Origin of the sequence: Arthrobacter sp. H5 (assembly GCF_000520595.1) — a bacterium.
In the GTDB taxonomy this organism is placed as follows: domain Bacteria; phylum Actinomycetota; class Actinomycetes; order Actinomycetales; family Micrococcaceae; genus Arthrobacter_D.
The window spans coordinates 156,453-182,045 of the sequence record NZ_KI914989.1 but is presented as its reverse complement, the minus strand read 5'-3'; the positions used below and the strand labels follow the sequence as shown (position 1 = coordinate 182,045).

26 protein-coding genes, 1 tRNA gene and 1 pseudogene are annotated in these 25,593 nt (G+C 62.3%); 10 read left to right on the top strand and 18 right to left on the bottom strand.

The genetic code is table 11. From position 1 onward, the window contains the following. The first annotated feature begins 14 nt into the window (after positions 1 to 14). Positions 15 to 296 (top strand): putative quinol monooxygenase, encoded by a 282-nt coding sequence (locus Y708_RS0108545; RefSeq protein ID WP_028279600.1) that lies wholly within the window; start codon positions 15 to 17, stop codon positions 294 to 296. Positions 297 to 344: 48 nt separating this feature from the next. Here Y708_RS0108545 and trxA read toward each other — a convergent pair whose 3' ends face one another. Then, on the bottom strand, positions 345 to 758 hold the full coding sequence (gene trxA, locus Y708_RS0108540; protein WP_028279599.1) for a thioredoxin: 414 nt from the start codon (positions 756 to 758) through the stop codon (positions 345 to 347). A 209-nt stretch (positions 759 to 967) separates the two neighbouring features. On the opposite strand from trxA, the gene Y708_RS0108535 reads away from it, so the two are divergent. Together Y708_RS0108535 and Y708_RS29095 are read left to right on the top strand one after the other, a co-directional pair. Beyond that, positions 968 to 1,264 carry a putative quinol monooxygenase gene (locus tag Y708_RS0108535; RefSeq protein WP_028279598.1) on the top strand — a complete coding sequence of 99 codons (297 nt, stop codon included), beginning with the start codon at positions 968 to 970 and terminating at the stop codon, positions 1,262 to 1,264. A gap of 157 nt (positions 1,265 to 1,421) precedes the next feature. Continuing rightward, positions 1,422 to 1,580: a hypothetical protein gene (locus tag Y708_RS29095; RefSeq protein ID WP_155853785.1), complete on the top strand. Its 159-nt coding sequence runs from the start codon at positions 1,422 to 1,424 to the stop codon at positions 1,578 to 1,580. A 77-nt stretch (positions 1,581 to 1,657) separates the two neighbouring features. Here the strand turns inward: Y708_RS29095 and Y708_RS0108525 are convergent. Then, positions 1,658 to 1,742: transfer RNA gene (locus Y708_RS0108525), tRNA-Tyr, on the bottom strand. Positions 1,743 to 1,877: 135 nt separating this feature from the next. Beyond that, entirely contained in the window at positions 1,878 to 2,138 is a 261-nt protein-coding gene (locus Y708_RS0108520; protein WP_028279597.1) for a hypothetical protein, read from the bottom strand. Between the two features lie 126 nt (positions 2,139 to 2,264). Here Y708_RS0108520 and Y708_RS0108515 point away from each other — a divergent pair, with 126 nt between their 5' ends. Both Y708_RS0108515 and Y708_RS0108510 read left to right on the top strand, forming a co-directional pair. After that, positions 2,265 to 2,753, top strand: coding sequence for a YajQ family cyclic di-GMP-binding protein (locus Y708_RS0108515; protein WP_028279596.1), 489 nt, complete (start codon positions 2,265 to 2,267; stop codon positions 2,751 to 2,753). A 37-nt stretch (positions 2,754 to 2,790) separates the two neighbouring features. After that, a complete protein-coding gene (locus tag Y708_RS0108510; RefSeq protein WP_253905748.1) occupies positions 2,791 to 3,405 on the top strand; it encodes a histidine phosphatase family protein in 615 nt (204 codons plus the stop codon). Positions 3,406 to 3,470: 65 nt separating this feature from the next. On the opposite strand, the gene htpX is transcribed toward Y708_RS0108510, so the two are convergent. From htpX to Y708_RS23900, 4 genes are all read right to left on the bottom strand, one after another. Then, positions 3,471 to 4,349: a zinc metalloprotease HtpX gene (htpX, locus tag Y708_RS0108505; RefSeq protein WP_028279594.1), complete on the bottom strand. Its 879-nt coding sequence runs from the start codon at positions 4,347 to 4,349 to the stop codon at positions 3,471 to 3,473. Positions 4,350 to 4,412: 63 nt separating this feature from the next. Then, positions 4,413 to 5,684, bottom strand: a complete 1,272-nt coding sequence (locus Y708_RS0108500; RefSeq protein WP_028279593.1) for an MFS transporter — start codon at positions 5,682 to 5,684, stop codon at positions 4,413 to 4,415. Positions 5,685 to 5,737: 53 nt separating this feature from the next. Further along, positions 5,738 to 6,430, bottom strand: a complete 693-nt coding sequence (locus Y708_RS23905) for an esterase/lipase family protein (protein ID WP_035775728.1) — start codon at positions 6,428 to 6,430, stop codon at positions 5,738 to 5,740. Next, positions 6,417 to 7,172 (bottom strand): alpha/beta fold hydrolase, encoded by a 756-nt coding sequence (locus Y708_RS23900; protein ID WP_051478835.1) that lies wholly within the window; start codon positions 7,170 to 7,172, stop codon positions 6,417 to 6,419. The genes Y708_RS23905 and Y708_RS23900 overlap by 14 nt, the downstream gene beginning before the upstream one ends. A gap of 71 nt (positions 7,173 to 7,243) precedes the next feature. Between Y708_RS23900 and Y708_RS0108485 the strand changes: the two genes are divergently transcribed. Together Y708_RS0108485 and Y708_RS0108480 are read left to right on the top strand one after the other, a co-directional pair. Continuing rightward, positions 7,244 to 7,732, top strand: a complete 489-nt coding sequence (locus Y708_RS0108485; protein WP_028279592.1) for a Fur family transcriptional regulator — start codon at positions 7,244 to 7,246, stop codon at positions 7,730 to 7,732. A gap of 10 nt (positions 7,733 to 7,742) precedes the next feature. Next, positions 7,743 to 9,236 (top strand): catalase, encoded by a 1,494-nt coding sequence (locus tag Y708_RS0108480; protein ID WP_028279591.1) that lies wholly within the window; start codon positions 7,743 to 7,745, stop codon positions 9,234 to 9,236. Positions 9,237 to 9,294: 58 nt separating this feature from the next. Here the strand turns inward: Y708_RS0108480 and Y708_RS0108475 are convergent, their stop codons facing one another. From Y708_RS0108475 to Y708_RS0108450, 5 genes and pseudogenes are all read right to left on the bottom strand, one after another. After that, positions 9,295 to 9,903 (bottom strand): TetR/AcrR family transcriptional regulator, encoded by a 609-nt coding sequence (locus Y708_RS0108475; protein WP_028279590.1) that lies wholly within the window; start codon positions 9,901 to 9,903, stop codon positions 9,295 to 9,297. A gap of 95 nt (positions 9,904 to 9,998) precedes the next feature. Further along, a complete protein-coding gene (locus Y708_RS23895; protein ID WP_051478834.1) occupies positions 9,999 to 12,581 on the bottom strand; it encodes an MMPL family transporter in 2,583 nt (860 codons plus the stop codon). Between the two features lie 14 nt (positions 12,582 to 12,595). Next, positions 12,596 to 13,210 carry a TetR/AcrR family transcriptional regulator gene (locus Y708_RS23890; protein WP_035775726.1) on the bottom strand — a complete coding sequence of 205 codons (615 nt, stop codon included), beginning with the start codon at positions 13,208 to 13,210 and terminating at the stop codon, positions 12,596 to 12,598. Positions 13,211 to 13,315: 105 nt separating this feature from the next. Beyond that, positions 13,316 to 13,712: pseudogene (locus Y708_RS23885) on the bottom strand (DUF779 domain-containing protein). A gap of 149 nt (positions 13,713 to 13,861) precedes the next feature. After that, positions 13,862 to 15,322, bottom strand: a complete 1,461-nt coding sequence (locus tag Y708_RS0108450) for an FAD-dependent oxidoreductase (protein ID WP_028279589.1) — start codon at positions 15,320 to 15,322, stop codon at positions 13,862 to 13,864. Between the two features lie 73 nt (positions 15,323 to 15,395). On the opposite strand from Y708_RS0108450, the gene Y708_RS0108445 reads away from it, so the two are divergent. After that, positions 15,396 to 15,902 (top strand): hypothetical protein, encoded by a 507-nt coding sequence (locus tag Y708_RS0108445; protein ID WP_155853784.1) that lies wholly within the window; start codon positions 15,396 to 15,398, stop codon positions 15,900 to 15,902. 379 nt (positions 15,903 to 16,281) lie between these two features. Beyond that, positions 16,282 to 17,250, top strand: a complete 969-nt coding sequence (gene rarD / locus Y708_RS0108440; protein ID WP_028279587.1) for an EamA family transporter RarD — start codon at positions 16,282 to 16,284, stop codon at positions 17,248 to 17,250. Between the two features lie 8 nt (positions 17,251 to 17,258). Here the strand turns inward: rarD and Y708_RS0108435 are convergent, their stop codons facing one another. The 4 genes from Y708_RS0108435 to Y708_RS23880 all read right to left on the bottom strand — a co-directional run bounded on the left by Y708_RS0108435 (position 17,259) and on the right by Y708_RS23880 (position 22,048). Further along, positions 17,259 to 18,101: a universal stress protein gene (locus Y708_RS0108435; protein WP_028279586.1), complete on the bottom strand. Its 843-nt coding sequence runs from the start codon at positions 18,099 to 18,101 to the stop codon at positions 17,259 to 17,261. Positions 18,102 to 18,245: 144 nt separating this feature from the next. Continuing rightward, positions 18,246 to 19,763 carry an APC family permease gene (locus tag Y708_RS0108430; RefSeq protein WP_028279585.1) on the bottom strand — a complete coding sequence of 506 codons (1,518 nt, stop codon included), beginning with the start codon at positions 19,761 to 19,763 and terminating at the stop codon, positions 18,246 to 18,248. After that, a complete protein-coding gene (locus tag Y708_RS0108425) occupies positions 19,760 to 20,647 on the bottom strand; it encodes a universal stress protein (protein ID WP_028279584.1) in 888 nt (295 codons plus the stop codon). The genes Y708_RS0108430 and Y708_RS0108425 overlap by 4 nt, the downstream gene beginning before the upstream one ends. Next, complete coding sequence (locus Y708_RS23880) at positions 20,648 to 22,048, bottom strand: flavin monoamine oxidase family protein (protein WP_035775723.1); 1,401 nt, start codon at positions 22,046 to 22,048, stop codon at positions 20,648 to 20,650. A 141-nt stretch (positions 22,049 to 22,189) separates the two neighbouring features. Between Y708_RS23880 and Y708_RS0108415 the strand changes: the two genes are divergently transcribed. After that, positions 22,190 to 22,849: a TetR/AcrR family transcriptional regulator gene (locus Y708_RS0108415; protein WP_028279583.1), complete on the top strand. Its 660-nt coding sequence runs from the start codon at positions 22,190 to 22,192 to the stop codon at positions 22,847 to 22,849. 71 nt (positions 22,850 to 22,920) lie between these two features. Here Y708_RS0108415 and Y708_RS0108410 read toward each other — a convergent pair whose 3' ends face one another. Both Y708_RS0108410 and Y708_RS23875 read right to left on the bottom strand, forming a co-directional pair. Next, positions 22,921 to 24,462: an APC family permease gene (locus Y708_RS0108410; RefSeq protein WP_028279582.1), complete on the bottom strand. Its 1,542-nt coding sequence runs from the start codon at positions 24,460 to 24,462 to the stop codon at positions 22,921 to 22,923. Continuing rightward, complete coding sequence (locus tag Y708_RS23875) at positions 24,459 to 25,502, bottom strand: agmatine deiminase family protein (protein WP_081746611.1); 1,044 nt, start codon at positions 25,500 to 25,502, stop codon at positions 24,459 to 24,461. The genes Y708_RS0108410 and Y708_RS23875 overlap by 4 nt, the downstream gene beginning before the upstream one ends. Positions 25,503 to 25,593 lie beyond the last annotated feature (91 nt).

The window sequence follows — 25,593 nt, the reverse complement described above, 5'->3', positions numbered from 1 at the left end:
GCTAGGCTTGAACCATGAGCACACTTGTTGATTTGACCGCCACATTCCTTCCCAACGACGGCGAATTCCACCGCGTCAGGCTCGCCCTGGACATTGCCATTGAGCAGGTTGTCCAGGAGCCGGGGTGCATCAGATACGAGATCACTGAGGCCTCCGAAGACCGCATGGTGCTGACGGAGCAGTGGGAATCCGAGGAACTGCTGCAGAAACACCTCAAGGGAACAGCGGTGCAGGACCTGGGTGAGTCGCTGAGCGGTCTGTTGGCTGAGCCGGTTCAGATCAACAGGGCTGCTTAACGGCGGAAGCCCCCGGCTCCTTCCGGATCCGGGGGCTTCTGTAAAGTCTTAGGCTTCTTTCCGCTCTTCCTCGGCAGGCGCTGCCTGTCCGTCGGCCGCAGCTGCCTGTTGCTGTGCAACCTGCGCGTGCACCTCGGTCATGTCCAGGGCCTTCACGGCGTCGACCAATTCGGTGAACTGAGTTGCGTTGAGTGCGCCCGGCTGCGAGAAGACGAGGACCTTCTCGCGGAATGCCATCAGGGTGGGGATGGACGTGATACCGGCCGCCGCAGCGAGGGATTGCTCCGCCTCGGTGTCCACCTTGGCGAAAGTGATGTCCTCATGCTTCTGCGAAACGGTGTCATACACCGGAGCAAATTGCTTGCACGGGCCACACCATTCGGCCCAAAAGTCAACGAACACAATGTCGTTGCTCTCGATGGTCTCGGGAAAGGTTGCCTCGGTGATGTCAATAGTTGCCATGTCTTCACGCTAACGAGAATTTCCGGTTGTGTCGCCCCCTGTTCGCTCTGCGCGAGGTTTCGCGGTACAAGCTCCGTGGTGTGGTTGCGGACAAACGGGCATGTCCATCGGGAATACTGCCACTTGTCCTCAGTGCCGGGTGTCCATAGGCTCATGTACACGGCCGCCGCCCCAGGCGGATTCCGTCCGACCTCTCGAGGGAGACGCATATGGCACTGAAATTTGGATTCCTGGCCCTACTGGAGGCGAAGCCCGGCAAGGAGCAGGAGCTGTGGGACTTCCTCGAAAGCGGACGCAGCCTTGCTGTTGATGAACCCGACACCAAGACCTGGTACGCGTTCCGGGTCAACGAGAACACGTTCGGAATCTTTGACACGTTCGAAACCGAAGAGGGCCGGCAGGCCCACCTCAACGGCGCGATTGTCGCAGCCCTTGGCGAGCACGGGCCCAATCTGCTTGCACGGGACCCGGACATTAATCCGGTAGATCTGATCGCCGCCAAGTAATCCGTCCGGCGATCTTCAGCCTACAGAAGCCCGCTCCAACCTTTGCTGGTGGGAGCGGGCTTTTTGCTGGCTTTGGGTTGTTGCCCAGCATGCTTTTCGCAAGCTTCACGTCCTATGATCCGGGTATATCTTCAGCCTGTCGCCACGGAGGAATACGATGACGCACATTACCCACGGGATGGTTGTCAAGGGATCGGCAATGGCTCTCACTGCGATATCTGCGTGGTTCCTCAACAGGATCAGGCCCGCGGTCCAGGATGCCATTATGCTGCTGTCCATCTTTGACGAGGCGGACGAAGACTCCGACGAGGACTGAGCCTGCCTTGCAACGCTGTGCAGGCACAAAAAACCCCGCCCTCCCTGCGTTTCCGCAGGTCAGACGGGGTTTCCCGATGGTGGCAGATGAGGGATTCGAACCCCCGTAGGCTGTGCCAGCTGATTTACAGTCAGCCCCCTTTGGCCGCTCGGGTAATCTGCCGAACGTCTTCACATGAAGACTGCCCACGGTAACCGCGGGCAAGACAACTTTACAGAACATCCCGCTCAGAATCGAATCGCGATCTGTTCGACAGCAATTACGGGAATCCGATCTGGATCCCACCCCGCGTGAAGTTCAGAGTCCCGCCGCAACCCGCCGCGCGATCTGGTCATAGAAACGACTGGCCTGGGCTGTGGTCACGTGCCCCATTCCCACAGCTGCATCCAGATCCGTCCGCACCCCGCGGAGCCTCTCGCCGTCGTCGTGCTTTCCTGAGCTGACCGGATCCAGCGCGACCGCCGGAGCGGCACCCAACCCGGCCAGTGAAGAAGCGGCAAGCAGTGAGCCTGCGACGGCCCTGCGTATACGGTACCGACGACGCGGCGTGGCGGACATGAATTTCCTCCTGAGTGGGATGACCAACTCCTCAACAATTGCACCCCGGGATGGGAGCCCACTGATGCCGGGCTGTGAATTAGGCTAGACACAGAACCCCAGCCACCAAACAAACCAGGAGGAATTGTGGCCAGCGAATCCACGTTCGATGTTGTGAGCAAGGTAGACAAACAGGAGGTGGCCAACGCCCTCCATCAGGCGCAGAAGGAACTCTCCCAGCGCTATGACTTCAAAGGTGTGGGCGCGGAGGCTGACTTCAGCGGCGAGAACATTCTCATGAAAGCCAACTCTGAGGAGCGGGTACTCGCAGTTCTCGACGTGCTGCAGTCCAAGATGATCAAGCGCGGCATCTCCCTGAAGTCACTGGACACGGGCGAGCCCTACGCTTCAGGCAAGGAATTCCGGCTGGAAACCTCCATCAAGGAGGGCATCGAACAGGACATCGCCAAGAAAATCAACAAGCTCATCCGTGACGAGGCGCCCAAGGGCGTAAAGTCGCAGATCCAGGGCGACGAACTCCGCGTCAGCTCAAAGTCGCGCGATGACCTGCAGGCCACGATGGCACTGCTCAAGGGTTTCGACGAGGCTGACCTTCAGTTCGTGAATATGCGCTAGGCCGGGCTGGCCCTCAGACGTGCATGATCTCTACGTTGTGACTCACCCACAGGCTGAGCACACGGAGCGCGGACTCGTGGGCGGCTGGTACAACTCGCAGCTCACCCCTCAAGGACGCCTCGATGCCCGCCTTGTTGCGGAGGAGCTGATGCGGCGGTGCCGCGACACAACGCGGCCTGTACGCATCACGACGTCCGACCTCTCCCGGTGCGCCGAGACCGCCGAAATCCTCGCCGCACGGCTTGGCGCTCCCGTCACCGAAGATGCACGACTGCGCGAGATCAGCTTCGGCGAGGCTGAAGGGAAATCGCGCGTGTGGCTCGCCGATCGGGAAGTTTCTGCGCCCGATCATGACCGACTCGACTATCGCGGTCCTATCGCCGGGGCCGAGACGCGCCGCGAGGTGGCAACCCGGGTGGGCGACTGCGTCCGTGAGCTTATGGCCGACGGAGACCACACCCACGTCGTCGTAACGCATGGATTCGCGCAGATTTTTGTCATCACTACGTGGCTGCAGATCCCGGTTGAATCAGCTGGCTTCCTGTCCTTCGCACCCAAGCCCGGCTCGATCACCCACCTGCAACACGACGATTACTGGCGCAATCGAACAGTGGCCGCTCTAGCCGAAACTTCTCACCTGAAGACCGGGTAATTCTAAAGTTTCGCCCGGTCTCCACGCGCGCATTTAGGGGGCACCTGGTCGACGGAAACCGGACCCTAGCGCAACGGGCGCCCAGCCATCCGTTCCAGCCGCGAGATACGGTCCGCCATGGGCGGGTGGCTGGCAAACATCTTCTGGATTCCGCCGCCCTTGAAGGGGTTGGCAATCATCAGGTGCGAGGTGTTGACCAGCTGCTGGCTCTGCGGCAGCGGGGCCTGCTGCACGCCACGCTCCAGTTTGCCCAGTGCTGAGGCGAGGGCCAGCGGATCGTCGGTGAGGCGGGCGCCGTCTTCGTCTGCGTCGTATTCGCGGGTGCGGCCAATCGCTGAGCGGATCAGGACCGCAGCGAACGGGGCAAGGATCGCGAGCAGAATCGCCGCGATGGGGTTGCCGCCCTGATTTCCACGTCCGCCCATCATTCCGGTGAAGGCAAACATCTGTGCCACCGACGTAATAACCCCGGCAACGGCCGCAGCAACGGAGCTGGTGAGGATGTCCCGGTTGTAGACGTGCATGAGCTCATGGCCCAGGACACCGCGGAGCTCGCGTTCATCCAGGATCTGAAGGATTCCCTGGGTGCAGCACACCGCAGAATTTTGTGGATTCCGGCCGGTGGCAAATGCGTTGGGAGCCATGGTGGGCGAGACGAAGAGCCGTGGCATCGGCTGGTTGGCCTTGGTGCTCAGCTCCCTCACAATCCGGTACATGGCCGGTGCCTGCTGCTCGGTAACGGGCACCGCTTTCATGCTGCGGATTGCCAGTTTGTCGCTGTTCCAGTAGCTGTACGCGACGGAGGCAACACCAATCAGGGCGAAGATCCAGATGAACGCGGAACTCCTGGTGGCCGCCGCAATGATCGCGCCGAAGACCAGAAAAATGCCCATGAGTGCAGCGAACAGGAAAACCGTTTTGGCTCCGTTGAAATGGTTATGCAAGAGAACTCCTTGTTGAATCGCTACCGGTACAACGTACTGGCCGACCCTGCTGTTCCGCTGAGTCTACGGCTCCGGATGCCGGGAATCATACTGTCCAAACCGCGGCTGCCATTTAGCAAGGACAACCACCAGCGCAATACAAAGCAGCCCGCCCCACACTGCGGTCCATCCTTCTCCCAGCCACTCGGCGCCGCCGCCTCCCAGCAGTTCACCCAGCCGCGGTCCACCGGCGACGACGACAATAAACACACCCTGCAGCCTGCCCCTCATCGCGTCCGGAGTAGCGGATTGCAGGATGGTGCTTCGGAACACTCCGCTGACGGAATCGGAAATTCCGGCCAGCAGCAGGCACAGCGCCGCCGGGATGATCCATGGCGTTACCTGCCCGTCCGGCGATGAACCAGCCATCACAACCACCAGCCCAAACCCGCTCACAGACGCACCCCAGCTGGCCACTGACCACTGCACTGCCCTTCCCTGCCGGTGAATCCGTCCCAGCGGTCCGGAAAACAGCCCGGCCAGGACTGCGCCAACAGCTCCCGCGGCCAGCAGAACCCCCACGGTGAACTCCCCGCCGCCGATCAACACCGCCCCCACGGCAGGAAGCAGCACACGCGGCTGAGCCATCACCATGGCGGCAAGGTCAATCAGAAAGGTCATGCGGATGTTGGGGCGGGTGCCGAGATAGCGGAATCCCTCGAGCACCGTCGCAATCCCCGCACGACGGACCGGGCCCTCCGGCGGCATGGCGGGCAGCTTGAAGAGCGCCCAGAGCGCGGCAGTGAAGGTGACGACGTCGATGGTGTAGGTCCAGCCATAGCCCACCTGTGCGATAAGCAGGCCGGCAAGCATGGGGCCCACGGTGAAGGCGAGCCCGAACGTGATCATGCTGAGTGCGTTGGCGGCCGGCAGCAGTTCCGACCGGACCAGCCGCGGAATGATGGCCGTCCGGGTTGGCTGGTTGATTCCTGCCGCGCCGCTGTGGATACCAATAAGGATGTACAGCAGCCACACGTTTTCCACGCCAATCCAGGCCTGAGCGGCAATGGCAATGGTGGTTCCCCAGAGAGCGATTGCGGAGAAGAGAGCCACTTTGCGGCGGTCATGCGCGTCGGCTATCGCACCCCCGTACAGGCCGGCCACAATCAGCGGCACCAGGGCATACAGGCCAATCAACCCCACGCTGAGGCTGGACTGCGTAATTTCGTAAACCTGAAGGCTGACTGCCACGAGTGTGAGGTTGGACCCGATTGCCGAGAGCGCAGTCCCGAAGTACAGCCTGCGAAATGCCGGGCTCTCCCTGAGCGGCGTAATATCGGCAAGGAGTCTGGGCACCTCTGAAGTCTAGCCGCGTATCCGTTACCCTCGGCAACGACACCGTGGCAGTCCTATCCGGCGTCCGACGGCGGCTCGCCCAGCAAGATGGCCCGGTCCACCTCGCGGAGCAGCCCTTCCTCGCCGAGGATGCGAAAGTGGCCCATGGTCTCCAGCCGCACGTGGACCGCTCCCGGAAGTTCACTACCACCGGGAATATGGGGATCAAAACTGCTGTACACGGAGGTAATCCGGGCATTGGCCTCGAGATTGACGTGCAACGCTTTAAGCGTCCGGTTGCGCGGGGAAAACGCCCTCAGACTGGGCAGCACGGCAAAACTGGCATAGATCGACCCGGAGAACGGCGAGTTCACCGCAACAAGCTGGCGGATGCGGCCCGCGGAAGCTGGCTCGGTCATCACGTACTTACCGATCAGGCCGCCTTTGCTGTGCGCCACGATAATGACCTCGGTAAGCTGCTGCTCCTCCAGATAGGCGGCGACGCGGGCAGCCATCGCCGTCACAGTTCCCCTGTTGTAGCCAAGGGTGCTCACCACATGGACGGGGTGCCCCCTGCGGTTCAGATGGTCCGCGACCGGGTGCATGAACTGCCAGGTCTCATAGATGCCCGGGATAAGCAGCACCGGTGGCCGCTCACCGTGGAGGTACTGCGACGCGTCACGACGGAACAGAAACCCGTGCACTTGCCAGTAGGCAACATAGGCGTAGTCCAATACCCAGGCCCCTCCATACCTAAGCAGGCGCATGCGGCTTCCCTGCCATGCAGCACCGGGCGGTCTGAGCTGCACCCTCGTACATGAATACGTGTGGTGCGCCGGCGACCGTGTCCGTGGTTACCCCGGGACAGGCGCCAACAAGTCGGCCCACCCAGTCTCCGGGAACAATGGGATCCTTCTCCCCGCGCACAATGTGCGCCGGGCAAATTACACTACCGAGGACGTCTTCGAGCCGGTGCTCCAGCATGGGTCTCAGGGTGCGGGCGTACTGAATACAGGAACGGACGTAGTCGCTGAATACAATCCAGTTGACCCCGGCCGGTTCATGCAGTGTGTCCTGCAGCAGCCTCAAACCCTGCATTACCGCTGAGCGTTCGCGGTCATTCACCGTCGGCGCCAGGAGCACAAGTCTTTGCACCATGTGGGGAGCCTGGCGCGCTGCCTCGGCGACCACCTGGCAGCCCATCGAGTGGCCGATCAGCACCACATCCGTCAATCCCAACCGGGCGAGCACTCCGGCGAGAATGCCACCGAGGTCGGGGACATCGAGCGTCCGGGAGGGCCTAGGCGCCGATCCGAAACCGGGCAGCTCCACCGCATACACTGTGCAGTCGCGGGCGAGCTCCGCCGCCAGTGGCCCAAAGTAGCGCGAGGACACCCCAATGCCGTGCACCAACACCACAGCCTGCGCGCCTCTTCCGGCGGACCGGAGCACAACGTCACAGTTGTTGAGAGACATAACCCCCTGTGACTCCCACGGTGCTGGTTTCATCCACTAACAGTAAACCGGAAGTTAGTGCTTTCTTATTATGAATTACTCACAATAGGTGCTTCACTGGGTATATGACCGATTACGCAGTGACTGCCGAGGGCCGCGACGCGGCTTGGGCCACTAGTCTGCGCACCGCCGGACGACGGGTGACACGGCAGCGCTTGGCCGTACTTGCCGCCGTCGAACGCTCACCCCACACCACCACCGACGACGTCGCCGCGGCAGTGCGCACCCAGCTCACCGACATTTCGGTGCAGTCGGTTTACGTGGTGCTGGCGGACCTGACCTCCATTGGTCTGTTGCGCCGGATAGAGCCACCAAATTCTCCCGCACGCTACGAAACCCGCGTCAACGACAACCACCACCACGCCGTCTGCACCGGATGCGGGCGCATCGAGGACGTGGATTGCGCCGTGGGTCACGCGCCGTGTTTAACCCCCAGCTGGGCCGCAGGCACACAACCGATGAGCATCGTGATTGCCGACGTTGTCTACCAGGGGCTCTGCGCGGACTGCCGCGAGAATTCAAACACTTCCCTGACGCAGGAAATCCACAAATAGAAGGAGAACAATGTCCGCGAACTTCAGCACAACCCAATCGGGTGCGCCGGTTGTTGACGACAGCAATTCCGCAGCACTGGGCCGCGATGGCGCAATCCCGCTGACTGACCACTACCTGGTCGAGAAGCTGGCCCAGTTCAACCGCGAGCGAGTGCCCGAGCGAGTGGTGCACGCCAAGGGCGGCGGCGCATTCGGCACCTTCGAGACCACGAGCGATGTCAGCGCCTACACCAAGGCTTCGCTGTTCCAGCAGGGTGCCAGCACCGAGACCCTGCTGCGCTTCTCCTCCGTCGCGGGCGAGCAGGGCTCCCCCGACACCTGGCGGGACCCCCGCGGCTTTGCACTCAAGTTCTATACCGACGAGGGCAACTACGATCTCGTCGGCAACAACACTCCGGTGTTCTTCATCCGCGACGGCATCAAATTCCCCGACTTCATCCACTCCCAGAAGCGCCTTCCCGGATCCAACCTTCGCGACCCGGATATGCAGTGGGACTTCTGGACCCTCAGCCCCGAGTCGGCACACCAGGTGACCTGGCTGATGGGCGACCGCGGTCTCCCCGCCTCCTGGCGCACCATGAACGGTTACGGATCCCACACCTACATGTGGATCAATGAGGGTGGCGAGAAGTTCTGGGTCAAGTACCACTTCAAGTCCAACCAGGGCCACGAGGTGCTCACCGGAGACGAGGCCGAAGCACTCGCCGGGTCGGACGCCGATCACCATATCCGCGACCTGCGCGAGAACATCGAGAAGGGCAACTTCCCCAGCTGGGACCTCAAGGTCCAGGTCATGCCTTACGCGGACGCTGCAGGCTACCGGTTCAACCCATTTGACCTCACTAAGGTGTGGCCACAGGGCGACTACCCGCTGATCCCTGTGGGCAAGCTGACGCTGAACCGCAACCCGGAGAATTACTTCGCGCAGATCGAGCAGGCGACCTTCGCGCCGTCGAACTTTGTTCCAGGCATCGCTGCTTCGCCTGACAGGATGCTGCAGGCGCGGATCTTCTCCTACGCCGACGCACACCGCTACCGCGTGGGCACCAACCACGCCCAGCTGCCGGTCAACGCACCGAAGAACGAGGTGCACAACTACTCCAAGGACGGCGCCGGGCGCTTCCACTTCAACTCCGCATCGACCCCGGTGTACGCGCCGAACTCAGTGGGGGGTCCTGTCGCCGATCCAGCGCGGACCGGTCCCGAGGGCGGCTGGGAGAACGACGGCGGCCTGGTGCGCGCCGCGCACAGCCTCCACGCCGAGGACGACGACTTCGGTCAGGCAGGCACCCTGTACCGGGAGGTGTTCGACGACGCCGAGAAGTCCCGTCTGCTCGATACCATCACCGGTGCGGTGGGCGGGGTGACCATCCTCGAGATCCGTGAGCGTGCCATCCAGTACTGGACCAACGTTGACGAGGATCTGGGCGCCAAGCTCCGCGCAGCACTGGGCGCCGACACCTCCGGTGGAAATACTCAGGCAGAAGCTGCCAACAAGTTCTAAGCACGAAAAGTGAAGGGCGGGTTCATGCTAACCCGCCCTTCACTGCGTCCGGATGCTCCTAACGTTTGGGCGCAGGATGACCGTCTATGACCCGGTCAACAGACTCAAAGAAGACACCGAGCATCAGTTCCAGCGCTGCATCCACTGCCTGACGGTCCCGGTTCACCACAAAGTCATACTGCAGCCCGTAAAGGCTGGAGACGAAGAGTCGCGATGCGGGAGCCGCGCGCTCCGGGGGTACGCCCTGCGTGATTAGCCAGGTTGCCGTGAAATCCGTCCAGAACAGGTACTTCTCGGATGCACTGTTCCTCGGTGTTGAACTCACGGGGTCCTGCAGGGCGGCTTCGAACTCCAGACGCTGAAGCTGGCGGTTCCGCTCAATCAGGGTCCAATTCCAGGACCTGCGCACCCAGTCCTCGTAATCGGCGCGTGAGAGCTGTTCCGGCTGCCCGGGTATCAACGGATCATGCCGGGCTTCGATATGCCGCACAATCTCGTTGACCAGTTCCTCGCGGTTCCCAAAGTGATACACCAGCACGTAGCTGCTGATCCCCAAACCGTCCGCCAACGTGCGGAAGCTCAACCCGGCGAAGGCCTTGTCCAGCATGTAATCGAGAATCTGGTCGAGCAGTTCCGTCTTGCGTTCCGGTCTCGGGGGGCGGGCCATGCCTTGAATGGTACGTCCCATGCGGCACGCCCCCCAAAGCTGCGGCTGTGATTCCCGCCGGCCCAGTGCTGGGTGACCTTCTCAGGCCCGCCGTGTCATGGGATCTCCACGCGCTCGTCCCTCGCTTGGTCGATCACCGGGGAACGCTCGTCCCTCGCTTGGTCGATCGCCGGCGGAGCCAACCCGGATTCCAACCGTGCGCCCTCGACGTCGACGTCCGGTAGGATCCGGTCCAGCCACCGAGGCAACCACCAGGCATGCCGTCCCAACAGGTGCATTGCTGCCGGAATCAGCGTCATCCTCACCACAAGTGCATCCAGCAGTACGCCAAATGCGAGTCCAAACCCGATGGGCCTGACCATGGTCAGGTGCGAGAACACAAACCCGGCGAACACGGACACCATGATGATGGCTGCCGCGGTGACTACACGCGCGCCATGGCTGAAACCGATCCTCACTGCGCTCCTGGCACTACTGCCATGCACGTACGACTCCCGCATTCCCGAGACCAGGAACATTTGATAATCCATCGCCAGCCCGAAGAGCACGCCAATGAGAATGATTGGCAGGAAGCTCAGAATGGGTCCGGGATTGGTTACCCCAAAGAAGTCCCCCAGCCAACCCCATTGGTAGATCGCAACGGTCGCACCGAAGCTCGCCAACAGGGAGAGCAAGAAGCCTCCGGTGGCGATCAGCGGAACCAGGATGGAGCGGAACACCAACAGGAGCAGGACCAGTGACAGCCCGACGACGATTCCCAGGTACAGCGGCATGGCCTCCATCAGTTTCGCCGAAACGTCGATGTTGGCGGCCGTTTGTCCCGTCACCGAGATCCCGACTCCCGTCTCCGACTCGATCTCGGCTGCCTGCGCGCGGAGGTCCCGTACCAGCTGCTCGGTGCTCTCGCTCGCTGGCCCCTCTTCGGGGATGACCTGGTAAATCGCAGTTCGCCCGTCACCACTTACGGAAGCGGGAACGGCGGCGGTAACGTCGGGAACATCCGCCAGGCGGTCAGCCACGTCAAGCTGCAGGTCGGTGCGTTCCGCGTCGTCCGCAGTTTCAGGGAGTGCGCCCACCACCAGCAGCGGGCCGTTGGTGCCTTCTCCGAACTTCTCACCGACCAAGCTATAGGCCTGGTACGCCGTTGAGTCCGCCGGTTCGGAGCCGCCGTCGGGCAGTCCCACGCGTAGGTCCAACGCCGGCAGCGCAACCACTCCGAGCGCAACTACTCCGGCAACCACCGTCAGAATGCGCCGCCGGGTCACGAAGCCTCCCCAGCCGCGTCCCGCCTCGGCGTCGTGATCGGCGTGCTGTTGCGCCGCGTCCTCAGACGCCGTAGCGGCCTTGGCCCAACGCCGTTTGGACACGATCCGGGTGCCGATGAACCCAAGCAGCGCCGGAGTCAACGTGAGGGCAACAAGTACCGAGGCCGCCACCGTTCCGGCCGCGGACAAACCGAGCATGGTGAGGAAGGGCAAACCGGGCACGGCGAGCGCAGCGAGCGCAATGATTACCGTGATGCCGGCGAAGAGCACTGCGTTTCCGGCGGTACCGGCGGCCCTGCCGATGGATTCATCCAGGGGCAGCCCGCGCAGCAGCTGAGTGCGGTGCCGGTTGACGATGAACAGCGAGTAGTCGATACCCACCGCTAGACCCAGCATGAGGGCCAGCACCGGCGAGATGGAACTCATCTCAATGACGCCGGTGAGGGCAAAGGTGACTCCCACCCCTACACCGACGCCTACAACGGCCATCAACAACGGCAGTCCGGCGGCGACCAGGGTCCCCAGCATCACGATGAGCACGATCGCGGCGACAAGCAGTCCGATGATCTCTGCCGCACCAAAGATGTCCGAGATATCCTGGACAATCTCCTTGCTGTAGAAGATGTTGACGCCGGCGTCAGTGGCGGCGTTGGCAGCGTCTTGGACCGCCTGTCGGGTCTCCGGCGTCACTGCGTCAATCTGGTCTGCAAACTGGACGCTGGCAACGGCGGTGGTGCCGTCGTCGGACACGAACTGAATGCCCGACGACGCCGCCAGGGTGCGGGCGCCCTGATCCAGTTCGGCGCGGCCCGCCTCAAGTTCAGCTTCTCCAGCGGCAACTTCTTCGCGCTGGGCGTCTATCTCGGCCTGTGCCGCGTTGAGTTGCGCCTCGTTCGCCGCTGCCTGCTCGGGCGGCAGCAGCGTCCGGTTTTGCTCGAACTGTGCACGTTGGGCGTCCAGCTGCGCCTGCCCCTCGTCAAGCTGGGCCGCCCCATCCGCCAATTGCTGGGTGCTCTGCTCAAACTGTGTCCGGCCATCGTCGATTTCCGCCTGGCTTTCAGCAAGCTGACGCGCCAGATCGAAGGAGTTGATCACGGCCTCGACGCCGTCAACGCGCGAGACCTCATCCAGAGCCGCAGTCATGGTTGACTCCTGCTCGGCGGTGAACTCAGTGCCGCCATCATTCTCGAAGACGATGGTGCCCATGCCGCCCACGGCATCGGGCATGTCCTCCTTAAGCTGATCCAGCACCCGCTGGGACTCGGTTCCCGGAATGGTGAAGTTGTTGGTCAGCGTGCCGGAAAACGCGACGGCCGAACCGCCCACCGCAAGAACAAGCGCAAGCCAGGCAGACACAACCCACCAGCGCCGCCGGTAGGCGAATTTTCCGAGTCGATAGAGGAGGAATGCCATCTCCGGTGCGGTCCTTAGGTGGTGGTGGATTGGGCAAAACCGTCACGCAGCATGGACAGTGCGTTGACGATGTGGTTTTCAAGGTCAGCGGCCGAGCCTTGGACGGGATTTGCGCTGGACCATTCACGCATTGCTGCTTTGGCACAGGACAGGACTGAACCCACCAACGCGAGAATGTACAGATTCGTTGCACTCCCGCCCAGACGTTCCTCGACGGCACGGACAATGCGCGCCTCCGCGCGTTCCCAGGCCAGCAACTGCGTGCTGAGCAGGTCCGGGTTGCCGTCAGCCAGCCTGAAGAGATCCCCGCAGTCGTTCAGGTTTTCCACCTGGGCGGTCGCGGCGAGAGCGGCAATTATTGCGTCCAGCAGCGGTTCGTCCGAGGGGCGGGCGGCGAACTCGTTCACCGCATGCTCCAGGAAAGATTCCGTGGACACTGTCAGGGCGTCCTCGGCACTGTGGAAATAGTTGAAGAAGGTGCGCCGGGAAACTTTTGCTTCCTCGGCTATCTGGTCTGCGGTCACGGCGCCCATACCGTGTGTGCGGGCGAGGTTTAATGCCGCTTCCGCAATGGCCCGGCGGGTATCGAGCTTGTTCTGCTCACGGCGTCCGGTTGGTTGTTCAATCACAGACTTACACTACGTGCAACTTTGCACACTGTGCAACTTATGGTGGGGCGACTGTCGCTGCCGAAACCTTCTACGGTGCGTTCACGTAGTCCAGGCGCGGAAGCGCTAGAACATCAGCCGCGACCGGATCAGGAACCTCTTTCCTTCCGGCGCCTCCACGGAAAACCCGCTCCCCCGCCCGGTGACCACATCCACGGTGAGGTGCGTGTGTTTCCAGTATTCGAACTGCTCACGTGACATCCAGAAGTCAATCGTTCCGCCGTCGTCGTCCTCTGGGCCGGTGGAAATATCCAGCACGCCCAGCAGCATCCGCCTCGGCGGTGATGAACTCGCCGGCCGGGTAGCACATAGGCGACGATCCGTCGCAGCAGCCTCCCGACTGGTGGAACATCAGCGGGGCATGAATGCCCCACAGCTTGCGCAGTAGTTCCACGGCGGAGTCGGTCAGGGCAACCCGGGAGAATGTCTCCCCCGGGATCACAATGCTTGCTTCGACCGTCATTGCAACTCCTAGAAGAAGCCCAGCTTGTTCTCGTTGTGGCTGACCAGGAGATTCTTGGTCTGCTGATAGTGGTCCAGCATCATGGTGTGGTTCTCGCGTCCAATGCCCCACATCCTATCGCCGCAGGCTTGGAATCAAATTGGGGGTGGCTACTCTCCACGGGAAACGGCAATCATCTCCTCGCGCGGAACCACCTTCACACGTTCCCTGACAAGCTCAGGCGGGTTGCCGCCGTCGTGCGCGTAGTTGGTTCCCAGCTTCAACTCGTGGGCGTCGAGCTTGAGCCAGCCATCCCAGGTGGTGAAGCGGACCCCCCGCTCGTTGAGCAGGTCGATGATCGCATCCTCCGACGGGTTCTGTGCGGGAGGAAGATTCAGCCTGTCCTCCAGCAGGAAGCCAATGGTTTCCAGCGCATCACCCTTGGTGTGGCCGATCAGGCCCACCGGTCCGCGCTTGATCCAGCCGGTGGCGTAGATCCCAGGAACGGGCGCGCCGTCCTCGCTGATGACCCTGCCGCCCTCGTTCGGGATCACGCCGCGCTTTTCATCGAAGCCCACCTCGGGCAGCTCGGACCCGAAGTAGCCGATGGCACGGTAGACCGCCTGCACCGGATAGTCGATGAATTCGCCCGTGCCCTCGACCCTGCCTTCGCCCGTCAACGCGGTGCGCTCAAACCGCATGCCCGCCACCCTGCCTGGGGTTTCGGGAGAATCCGTGATTTCCACGGGCGTATGGAGGAAGTGGAGATGAAGCCGCCGGCTGGCGGTCCATGAATCGGGTCCCTCGTCCTCTGCCAGCCAATTAGTCAGGGTCTTAACCATGGTCTTGGTCTGGTTATTGGTGGCGATCTGCTGCTCGGAGGCTTCGTCAAAGTCAAAGTCCTCCGGGTAAAGAACAATGTCGACGTCGCGGGAATGCGACAGCTCCCGCAGTTCCAACGGCGTGAACTTGACTTGAGCCGGTCCGCGGCGGCCGAAGACGTGAACGTCCGTGACAGGCGACTTCCTCAGTCCCTCATAGACGTTGCCCGGAATTTCGGTGGTCAGTAGATCGTCCGCGTGCTTGGAGAGGATCCGTGCGACGTCAAGCGCCACGTTCCCGTTGCCGATGACGGCAATCTCCTTAGCCTCCAGCGGCCACTCGCGGTCCACGTCAGGATGACCGTCATACCAGGACACAAAATCGGCGCCGCCAAAGGATCCTTCAAGGTCCACACCCGGAATATTGAGGTCTGCGTCTTTAATGGCTCCGGTCGCGAAAATCACCGCGTCGTAGAAGTTGCGGAAGTCGGAGAGGGTGAGGTCGCGGCCGTAGTTCACGTTGCCGAGGAACCGGATGTCACCGCGGTCCAGCACCTTGTGGAGAGCGTTGACGATGCCCTTGATGCGCGGGTGGTCAGGAGCCACGCCGTAGCGGATCAGTCCGTACGGAGCTGGGTACTGGTCAAAAAGGTCAATGCTGACCTTGAAATTCCCGCCCTGGACCTCTTGGGCCTTGGTCAGAATGTCAGCCGCATACACGCCGGCCGGACCCGCACCAATGATGGCAACCCGTAACGGTCGGGTTGCAGCCGCGCTGGACACTGATAGCCCTTCTTCCCTCGATGACATCCTTATGCACATTAGCGCACAGTTCTCTATTCTAAATGGCGGGACTTGTGCAGTCGAAAATACCGGCCAATCAGTGATCAGCCTCTCAACCGGTACGACGACGGCGCGAAGCTGGTTCCATGCGTTGCCCTGGCATAGCGGCGCCTTGCGTAGGGTGTTCATTATGCATCCCGCGGCGGCCGATGTGCGCACAACCGACAGTTCCGTCCTCGCGGCCATTGAGCTTGCCACCTCCGCCGCCGTGCTTCTTGGACTGGTGCTCTTTTTCTCCGCCTGTGTGTTGCTGATGGTCAACGGAACCTGGGTGAAAACGCGCGCCGTGGTCTACACCCATGAAGGACGAACCGGCCTGCGCTGGCACAACACCTACTACGAAATCGAAGAGGTACTCCTTGCCGAGGATGCCACGCTGCCCGAGCCGCCGGGAGCCGAGGTGGTCATCTACTACAGACCGCGGCGCCCCGCAGACTTCTCATTGAGAGGGCCGTACCGGAATACCCGCCGATTGGCCATTTCCGGCGTGGTGATCACTGTGCTTGGCACGGCGGCTTCCCTGTTCGGTTTCGTTGAACCGATGTAGGTTGCCCGATGGTGCGCGCATGAACGCGGTGAGCTATCGACACCCTCCGCTGTAGACATGCACGTGCAGATGCCTGGAGTCTTGATACAAGCCAGGGTTGGTCAGCACCGCGGCAGCACCTTGCTGAAGTTTACGTGAGCAATCCGGACAGAAAGCCGAGCCATCCGGACTTCGGTGAGGGGAATTCTGCCCACCCTTGTCCGGGTTCCTCCATCACTTGCAATAGCCGCTGCACATCCGGTGCGTCGTCCTTCGTCAATAGAACGCGTCTGAGTTGCCCAGTATGCGCCCACGAAATCCGGAAAATCGACGGATTAACGCAGGTCCTGTAGCCGCGTTCGGGCGGAATAAACCATGGATACTGTCGGTTGCCCACCTTGTGAGCCGACGCGATCCTGTTACCAAGCGCCCGCCCCGGAGTGAAAACTCCCTGGGCATTCTTTTCGGGATCGCCGCCTACGGGCTCTGGGGCCTGCTTCCGCTCTACTTCCTGATCCTTCTTCCGGCCACCCCCCTTGAAATCGTGGCCAACCGCGTACTCTGGTCCCTCGTTTTCTGTGCCTTGCTGCTGACGGTGATGCGGTCCTGGCGGACCGTGCATGCCGCCGTCGTCAATCCACGTGTGCTGGGGACGCTCACTCTTGCCGCGATGCTGATAGCGGTCAACTGGTTTGTCTATACCTATGGGGTGACCAGCGGGCAGGCGGTGGAGGCATCGCTGGGGTACTTCATCAATCCCATTGTGTCCGTGCTGCTTGGCGTGTTTATTCTGCGGGAACGGCTGCGTCCGCTGCAGTGGACGGCCATCGGAATAGGTTTTGTGGCTGTCATAGTGCTCGCTTTGGGGTACGGAAAAGTCCCATGGATTGCGCTGACACTGGCTTTCTCGTTTGGCTTCTACGGCTTTGTGAAGAAACGGGTTGGCCCAAGTGTGGACGCCGTTTCAAGCCTCAGCATAGAGACGGCGGTGCTGACACCCATAGCGGCCGGCGTCATGATCTGGCTGAGCGTCACCGGAGCAGCCACGGTTCTGTCGGAAGGCAGCGGGCACTTCTGGATTATGGCGGCATCCGGAGTCATCACTGCCATACCGCTGATTTTCTTTGGAGCGGCTGCCCGGAGGCTCCCGCTGACAAGCATCGGAATGCTGCAGTACCTGGCGCCTGTTCTGCAGTTCATCCTCGCGGTCGCAGTGTTGCGCGAAGAAATGCCGCCGGAGCGCTGGGTTGGATTTGGCCTGGTATGGGTTGGCCTCGCCCTGCTGACCGTGGACATGATCCGGACCGTGCGGAAGAACGCCCGCCCCAGGGTGAAGACTCGTGCCAAGAAATCCGCGCTGGTTGGGTGATTTGCAGACTATGCTGCGGCCATATTCCAGTCCCTCGGCACAACCACCATGGGCACGGGCAACGCTCTCAGCATCTTGTTGGCCGTAGAACCGAGGAAGAGCTGACTGCGCTTCGCAAGACGGCTGGACCCTACAATCACCAGTTCGCCGGGATCCCACTCGATGTCATCGATGGCCTGCTCGATGGTGCGGCCGTGAGCAACAGTCACCGTGGCCTCATGCTCCGACGGAAGCTGATCAACCGCCCGGACCAGCACTGAATTAGCGTGCTGGTGGGCAAGGTTGATCGCCTCGCCGGTGTCGGCCTGTTCATTGACGTCCAACGCCACCAGGGAAATGAGCCGGAGCGGCACTCCCCTGCGTGCAGCTGAGTCGACCGCCACGTCCAGCACGGCATCAGCGCCGGCACGGGTTCCAACAGCACAGGAAAGCCTGGTGATCCTGTCCCTGTGACGATACCCGCGGGGCGCCAACGCAACCGGAAGCGGCGAGGAATGCAGCACGGCGTTGGCAACGCTGCCAACGGTGAATCGGCGCAGCAGACCATTGCTGGAAGCACCGATCACAATAAGTCCGGCTTCAAAGTCGACTGATGCCTCAAGAAGACCCTCGGCGAAGGAATCGGCCAACCGCACGTGCGTCCGGACGTGGACCCCTTCGGGGATGCCTTGCAGTGCCTGATCCAGCGCTGCCTTGGCCTTGTTAGTGCCCGGCGCAACGCTCCCGTCCTGCGGGCGGTCCAGGACCGTCACCAGATCGATCGAAGCGCCCTGGGTCCGCGCGAGCGATGTCGCAAGCGCCAAGGCATCCTGGCCGCGGTCATTGTTGGTGTAGCCGACGACGTAGCGCATGGGCAACCCTTCCGGTTGGGGGTGGATCGGAACGGCGCCTCAGTATCGCCCAAGCGCCGCTGCGTGAACTGTAGCTACACTATCGCGGCGCGGCTGCGGATCTCCACGCACGCCCCAGAGAGCGCATGCGAACACGTGGAAACCTCACCGTGAGGCAACACCCTTGCGCAGGGTTTCGCCGCGGAAGAACGCCGGGTTCACCCGGTACATCACCAGCATCAGCACGGCGCCGAGCAGGATCACCCCGAGCCCGAGGACGAAGACCAGCCCCACTCCACCGATGGAGGAGCCCGATCCGTAGGACGGGTCCATCGAGTCGCTGGCGGTCTTGAAGAACATCACCAGCAGGATGGCTCCGCCTACCAGGGGTGCCAGGAACTTCAGCAGGAATGCCCGTGGCGAGGAGAGTGCCACGGCCCGGAAGTACCAGACGCACGCGAGCGCGGTGATCCCGTAGTAGAAGCAGATCATCAGGCCAAGTGCGGTGATGGTGTCATACAGCGCATTCTCCGAAACGATCCGGGTCACCACGTAGAACCCGGACGCGGCGACTGCGGCGGCGATGGTCGCGTAGGAGGGACTCTTGAAGGTTGGGCTGATCTTTGAGTAGGACGACGGCAGCGCCTTGTAGTGCCCCATGGCCAGCAGGGTGCGGGCGGGCGACACAAACGTCGATTGCAGGGAGGCCGCGGAGCTGCTCAGCACGGTGAGTGACATCAGGATGGCAAAGGGTCCCATGACCGGCCCGGCAAGCACGGCGAAGATGCTCCCCTGGTTGTCCTCGTTGCCGGCACCGAGTTCCCCGTCGCCTACACCCGCGTAGGACAGTGTGGCCAGTGCAACGGTGATGTAGATGACCACGATTACCAGGACGGTCAGGGTTGCAGCCCGCCCAGGCGTCCTTTCCGGGTCCTTGGTTTCCTCGTTCATAGTGAGCGTGACGTCCCAGCCCCAGTACACGAAGATAGACAACGAAACTCCGGCTGCAAACGCGGAGAACGACTCGACTGCAAACGGGTTGAACCACTCCGGGCTGATGGCGGTTGCATCGAAAGCGGTACCGCCCGCCACATGGGCAAATGCCGCGATCGCAAACCATCCCAGCACCAGCAGCTGGAACCCAACAAGCACGTACTGCACAGCCTTGGTGGTTTCCATGCCGCGATACGACACCCAGCACGCGAGCGCAACAAAGACCAGGGTGGTGGCGATATTCAGCGGCAAGTTGAGCGTCAGATCAGCAAGAGAGGGATTGCCGGTGAGCTGGGCCAGCATGAGATAGAAGAAGTCCACCGCAACCGCTGCCAGGTTGGACAACACAATGATCGTCGCCGCGATCAGCCCCCAACCGCCCATCCACCCGATCCACGGTCCAAAAGCGCGCGTTGCCCACGTAAAGGAGGTACCGGCGTCGGGCATTGCGTTGTTCAGCTCGCGATACCCCAGGGCAACGAGGATCATCGGGATAAAGCCCACCAGGAAAATGGCGGGCAGCTGCACACCCACTTCCGCCACGGTGGGACCCAGCGCCGCGGTCAGCGTGTAGGCCGGCGCAATGCAGGAGACGCCAATAACCACGGCGCCGAGCAGGCCGACTGAGCCGGAGTTGAGTCCCTTGCTACTCAGTCCGGTGCGGTTGTCTTTGTTGGATACTGTGCTCATAATACTTCCCTGGGCTCGGTTGAAGGGGTGTGGGAGCGCGGGACAACCACCATGGGAACGGTCAGGGCGCGCAGCATTTTATTGGCGGTGGCTCCAAGAAACAGACGGCTGTGCTGGGCCAGCCGGCTTGAACCAACCAACAGAATTTCGCCTTCGTCCCAGGTGAGCGATTCGACGGCCTCCTCGACGGATGACCCCTGCGCCACCTCGACGCTCACGCGTCCGCCGGCTGCCAGGGATCCCGCCGCTTCGGCGAGCCTGGTGTTTGCGTGGTCGTGGGCGCGTTCGACGGCGCTGGCATCAGTTTCGTCAGAGGGTGCAGGGTCCAGCGCCACGAGCGAGACCAGCCGTAGGGCGAGCTGCCGCCTGCCGGCGGAGTCGACGGCAACGTAGATGACGTCGTCGGCCCCGGCCCGTGTGCCCACTGCGCAGGTTAGCCGCGTGATTGGGTCAAGCCGCCGGTACCCCTGTGGTGCAAGCGCCACCGGCACGGGTGAGGCATGCAGCAGGGTCCCCGCCACGCTGCCCACGCTGAAGCGCCGCCTCAAGCCCCGGGAGCTGGCTCCAATCACAATGAGTTCGGCCCCGGATGTCTCCGCCGCGTGAATGAGCCCTTCCGCCTGGGATTCCGCGCTGATCACATGGGCCTTGGCGGTCACATCGTCGGGGACGAGCGCCAGTCCTTCGGCCAGCCACTCCTGGAGCTGTACGGAGAGAATGTCCTCGTAACCGCGCTCCGGCGGGTACACCGCGTTGAACGGCGAGGACTCCGGCATGACCATGACCAGGTGCAGTTCGGCATCCTGTCTTCGTGCCAGCGCTATGGCGAGGCTGACGGCGTCCTTGCCCCGCTCATCCGCGGTGTACCCAACGATGTAGCGCATCTACCCTCCCTGTGAAGTATCAACCAACGACGACGGCGCAGTGCCGGCATCCGCTTGTACTATCAGTGCTGCCGTCCGCTGCCCCATCCGGACCGCGCCGTCCACGTGCTGGTAGCCCTCTGCTGCCAAGTCCGAGGAGGACCAGTAGATCGGCCCCACAGGCTTGAGTTGGTCTGGTCCGTAGCGGTGCAGACCCCCGAGGTCGTAGCTGGAGGCGTAGGCGCCGCGGGTCCATTCCTCGGCGGCCCAGTCGGACTCGTAGTAGACCACTGGTTCCTTGGCCTTCTCACCGAGAAAGCCTGCAATGGACTCAAGGATGACCGCCCGGCGCTGGGCCGGCTCCAGCGCGAACATGGCATCTGCCTTTTCGTCGGAGATGAAACCGACCAGTGTGCCGCGGGTGTCCCCGTGGTTGGTGTTGTCGTAGACCTCCTGCACAATCGAGGATGCACTAAAGCCAGTTCCCGACAGTCCGTCTTCACGCCAGAACGGTGTCTGATACACCGCGTGGACCTTGATGACCAGCCCCAGCGACTGGTGCTGGTGCATCTGGTGTTGTCTACGGGGTAGCGGCGGCTCATAGGACACCCGTGAGTAAAGGTTCGGCGGGACGGCCATGATGGCATACCGCGCCCGCACCTCTGCGCCGTCGGACAGGGCGGTTACGCCTTCACTGTTCCAGCGGATGGTGCGTACCGGGCTGGACAGTTGGACGTCGTCCTCGCCAAGACGCGAGGCAAGGCGTTGGGACACCTTTTGCATGCCGCCGATCACGCGCTTGTCAAGGATGAAGTCCTCGTCCACGAGGTGGGAGAAGGAACCGGCTGAAGCCGCCATCAGGACGGCCTGCAGAGTGGAGAAAGCATGCGCGGGTTTGGTAAGCATGCCGCCGGCGATGAAGAGGCCAATGTTGTTGCAGGCTTCCTCATCGCCGGACTGCTGCCGCAGCCAGTGGTGGAAGGAAATGGTGTCCAGTTCGCGTGCCTGGGGGTGGTTCCAGGGTTCCTCGGCTCCGGCCTCGGCCGCAAGCTTATCCAGCAGTTCGATGAGCCTGTTCATCTCCGCAGCGGTGGCATCGCTGACCGGGAACATCTCGCCCGTGTAGCGGGTGCGTTGCCCGTTGGGACCCACGTAGACGGATTCTCCCTCGCGGTAACGCTCGAACGTTTCGAGGCCCAGTTCCTCCAACAGCGGGATGAGCGCCGCCTGGTCCGGCGAGACCCACTGGCCGCCGATTTCCAGCACGGCGCCGTCGATGGTGTCGGTCCAGGTGCGGCCGCCCACGCGGTCCCGCGCTTCAAGCACGGCAACACTGAGCCCGGCTTTCTTCAGTTCCCATGCCGCAGTCAGGCCGGACGGCCCGGCTCCAATAACGACGACGTCGCGTTGCAAAGACTTCACAGCTGCCTTTCAAATAATCGTGGTGAGGGTTTGTAAAATGAACAGCGTTCATTTATTAGGACTACTGTAGCGATACAGATCACTTTTGGAAAGAGGATGCGTAGAATGGAACGCCATGTGGAATCCAGCAGGGACCCGGCGATGAACGCATCCCGGGTTCCGCACACCCGCCGGGCCGGCCGTCCTACGCAGCGGATCCTTTCACGAACTTTGATTACCGATGCCGCGCTGGCGCTGATCGAGACGCAGGGCTATGACGGTCTCACCATGTCCGCTCTCGCCCGCCGGCTGAAGGTTGCCCCGTCAGCCCTGTATAACCACGCCGAATCCAAGCAGGAAGTACTGCGCTGGATAGAGGACCGGGTGATGACAATGGTGGACTTCAGCGCCTTCCCCACCGAACCCTGGGATGACGCGGTGCGGCGCTGGGCCTTCTCCTACCGGGAGGTATTTGCGCGCCATACACCGCTGATCCCGGTCATCGCTGTGCTGCCGGTAACCGGCGCCCCGGAAACCCTGGCCATGTACGAGGCCGTGACACAGGGTTTCCTGCGGGCCGGGTGGCCTGAGGAACGTATAGTTCCGGCTATTGTCTCGCTCGAATCCTTCATCTTCGGCTCGGCGCTGGATATGTCCGCGCCCGAGGATATTTTCGATTCAGGAAGCCTCGGACCTGACTACCCCTCGTTCACTGCCGCCGTGCGGAACAGCGGCGGCGGATCGGACGGCGCCGATCGCGCGTTCCGGCTGGGCCTCGACGCTCTCATTGTGGGCCTGCAGTCGTGGATACCCACGCAATAGTCCCCTGAGCGTTTCCGGGCCGGGCGCAGGTGCCGCCCCTCCGACACCCGGGTCATGCCGCCGTCGGGCTTTCATTCCGCAACCTCCAGTGCCGGGGTGTCACGGCGCAGCGTCTCGCCGCGGAAGAATGCGGGATGGGTGCGCCGCACCAGCAGCATCACGACAATGCCAAGCGCGATGATTCCAACGCCGATCACAAAGACCAGGCCCACACCGAACACCTCGGATCCGCTGCCGAACGCCGGGTCCCAGCTGTCGATCGCCGTCTGCAGGAAGACCACAATGAGCCCGAGTCCGCCCAGCAGCGGAGCAACGAAACGGAAAAGCAGGTTGCGCGCCGAGGAAAAGGCACTGTGCCGGAAATACCAGACACAGGCCAGCGCGGTCAGGCCGTAGTAGAAGCAGATCATCAACCCCAGCGCCATGATGGTGTCGTTAAGTACGTTGTCGCTGATGATGCGCATCAGGGAGTAGAAACCCGCGGAAATTAGTCCGGCGACAATCGTGGCGAATACCGGAGACCGGAAAGTGGGATGGACGGTGGCGAAGCGGTCCGGCAGCGCCTTGTAGTAGCCCATGGCCAGCAGGCTCCGGGCCGGTGACACAAACGTGGATTGCAGCGACGCCGCGCAACTGGACAGCACCGCGAGGGAGAGCAGAATGGCAAACGGCCCCATCACCGGTGCGGCGAGCGCGGAAAAGACATTCTCGGAAATATCCGGGTTGTTCAGGCCAACACCGTCGGTTCCCACGCCGGCGAACATCACGGTGGCGATGGCTCCCACCAGGTAGATACCGAGCACGACGACGGCGGTCACCGCTGCGGCGAGGCCTGCGGTTCGCTTCCCGTTGTGGGTCTCCTCGCTGACAGTCAGGCACACGTCCCAGCCCCAGAAAGCAAAGATCGAGAGCGAGAGGCCCACGGCGAAAGCGGAGAAACTGTCAATCCCGAACGGGTTGAACCACTCCCAGCTAAATTCGACCGCACTGGCTGCCCCCTGGTTGATGCGGGAGAAGGCCGCGATCACAAACCACCCGAGCACGCCCACCTGCAGTCCAACCAACGCGTATTGCACCGCCTTGGTAGTCTTGACGCCGCGGCAGGAGACCCACACCGCGGCCGCAACAAACACCAGGCAGGTCAGGATATTCAGCCATCTGATACCGGCCAGGTCGGCGATGGCCTCCTGCCCCGTGAGCTGCGCGAGAAACAAGTAGAAGAAGTCCACCGCAACACCGGCCAGGTTAGACAGCACAATAATGTTGGCAGCCAGCAGCCCCCAGCCGCCGATCCAGCCGAGGTACGGACCAAAGGCCTTCGTCACCCAGGTGAAGGTGGTGCCGCTGTCAGGGGTGTCGGCGTTCAGTTCACGGTAGCCAAGTGCCACCAGGAACATGGGAATAAAACCCACAATGAAGATCGCCGGCAGGTGCACCCCAATGCTCTGCACCGTTGGGCCGAGCGTGCTGGTGAGCACGTAGGCGGGCGCAATGGTCGACATACCAATCACGACGACGGCGAGCAGCCCCAGCTGCCCCGTTTTCAGTCCTTTGCCGCTCAGTTTTTGGACGCCGTACTTTTGTGCGCTTGTCCGCACTTGGGTGCTGCTCATGAGTTGTCCTTACGTCTTTGTAGGATGTTTTTGAGTGGCTGCGGCTGCTGCTGGGTGATGCAGTGGATTCCGCCGCCGCGGGCAAACAGTTCGCGGGCGTCTACGCCTATGACTGTCCTGCCGGGATAGGCCGCTTGGAGAATGCTGAGCGCCTTGTCGTCCATCGGGTCGTTGAACGTGCAGGCGATGACGCCGCCGTTGACCACCAGGTGGTTGATGTAGCTGTAGTCCACCCAGCCTTCATCGTCGGTGAGGGTTTCCGGCGCAGGAACCTCAATGATCTTCCAGTTCCGGCCTTTGGCGTCGGTGGTCCCTTTGAGATGCTGCAGGATCTGCTGGCTGACCTCATGGTCCGGGTGCGCTGGGTTTTGTTGGGTGTGGACCAGCAGCGTGCCGGGTTCCGGGATGGCCGCGACAATGTCCACATGTCCGCGGGTGCCGAATTTCTCCGAGTCGCGGGTCAGTCCGCACGGAAGCCAAATGACCTTGGAGGCGCCGATGGTTCGCTGCAGTTCCGCCTCCACGTCACGCTTGGTGAGGCCGGGATTGCGGTACGCGTCCAGCTGCACGGTTTCGGTGACAAGCACCGTTCCTTCACCGTCGACCTGGATACCGCCGCCCTCATTGACGAGGTTCGACTTCACCCGGGGCACCCGCGCCCAGTCGCTAACCTTGGCGCCAATGGCTGAATCCTTGTCCCACTGCGCCCATTCCTGCTGTCCCCATCCATTGAAGACCCAGTCGACTGCGGCGAGGGCGCCGTCGTCGTCGTGCACAAAGGTGGGACCGATGTCCCGCATCCAGGCGTCGTTGAGGGGCGCGACCGTGAGGTCGATTTCGGGACGGAGATAGGTGCGGGCCAGTTCGATGTCCGACGGGTCCACCACCATTGTCACCGGTTCAAAACCGACGACGGCGTGTGCCACTGAAGCCCAGGTGCTGCGGGCCGCGTGGGCTGCCTCAGGTGAGCCACCGAGCGTGTAGCCGCCAGGAGGAAAGGCCATCCAAATACGTTCCTGGGGTGCTGTTTCGCTGGGCATCCTCATGGGTGATCGACCAAAGCCGCTTGGGGCTGCGTGGAGAACCCGGCGACCGGCTCAACCAGCGCACCGTAGGTGTCCGGCCGGCGGG

What these genes read in the sequence shown, in the direction of transcription:
- Y708_RS0108545 (WP_028279600.1), top strand. Translation starts at nt 15, where the DNA reads ATGAGCACACTTGTTGATTTGACCGCCACATTCCTTCCCAACGACGGC.
- trxA (WP_028279599.1), bottom strand. Translation starts at nt 758, where the DNA reads ATGGCAACTATTGACATCACCGAGGCAACCTTTCCCGAGACCATCGAG.
- Y708_RS0108535 (WP_028279598.1), top strand. Translation starts at nt 968, where the DNA reads ATGGCACTGAAATTTGGATTCCTGGCCCTACTGGAGGCGAAGCCCGGC.
- Y708_RS29095 (WP_155853785.1), top strand. Translation starts at nt 1,422, where the DNA reads ATGACGCACATTACCCACGGGATGGTTGTCAAGGGATCGGCAATGGCT.
- Y708_RS0108520 (WP_028279597.1), bottom strand. Translation starts at nt 2,138, where the DNA reads ATGTCCGCCACGCCGCGTCGTCGGTACCGTATACGCAGGGCCGTCGCA.
- Y708_RS23905 (WP_035775728.1), bottom strand. Translation starts at nt 6,430, where the DNA reads ATGCGCCTGCTTAGGTATGGAGGGGCCTGGGTATTGGACTACGCCTAT.
- Y708_RS23900 (WP_051478835.1), bottom strand. Translation starts at nt 7,172, where the DNA reads ATGAAACCAGCACCGTGGGAGTCACAGGGGGTTATGTCTCTCAACAAC.
- Y708_RS0108485 (WP_028279592.1), top strand. Translation starts at nt 7,244, where the DNA reads ATGACCGATTACGCAGTGACTGCCGAGGGCCGCGACGCGGCTTGGGCC.
- Y708_RS0108480 (WP_028279591.1), top strand. Translation starts at nt 7,743, where the DNA reads ATGTCCGCGAACTTCAGCACAACCCAATCGGGTGCGCCGGTTGTTGAC.
- Y708_RS0108475 (WP_028279590.1), bottom strand. Translation starts at nt 9,903, where the DNA reads ATGGCCCGCCCCCCGAGACCGGAACGCAAGACGGAACTGCTCGACCAG.
- Y708_RS23895 (WP_051478834.1), bottom strand. Translation starts at nt 12,581, where the DNA reads ATGGCATTCCTCCTCTATCGACTCGGAAAATTCGCCTACCGGCGGCGC.
- Y708_RS0108450 (WP_028279589.1), bottom strand. Translation starts at nt 15,322, where the DNA reads ATGTCATCGAGGGAAGAAGGGCTATCAGTGTCCAGCGCGGCTGCAACC.
- Y708_RS0108435 (WP_028279586.1), bottom strand. Translation starts at nt 18,101, where the DNA reads ATGCGCTACGTCGTCGGCTACACCAACAATGACCGCGGCCAGGATGCC.
- Y708_RS0108430 (WP_028279585.1), bottom strand. Translation starts at nt 19,763, where the DNA reads ATGAGCACAGTATCCAACAAAGACAACCGCACCGGACTGAGTAGCAAG.
- Y708_RS0108425 (WP_028279584.1), bottom strand. Translation starts at nt 20,647, where the DNA reads ATGCGCTACATCGTTGGGTACACCGCGGATGAGCGGGGCAAGGACGCC.
- Y708_RS0108415 (WP_028279583.1), top strand. Translation starts at nt 22,190, where the DNA reads ATGAACGCATCCCGGGTTCCGCACACCCGCCGGGCCGGCCGTCCTACG.
- Y708_RS0108410 (WP_028279582.1), bottom strand. Translation starts at nt 24,462, where the DNA reads ATGAGCAGCACCCAAGTGCGGACAAGCGCACAAAAGTACGGCGTCCAA.
- Y708_RS23875 (WP_081746611.1), bottom strand. Translation starts at nt 25,502, where the DNA reads ATGCCCAGCGAAACAGCACCCCAGGAACGTATTTGGATGGCCTTTCCT.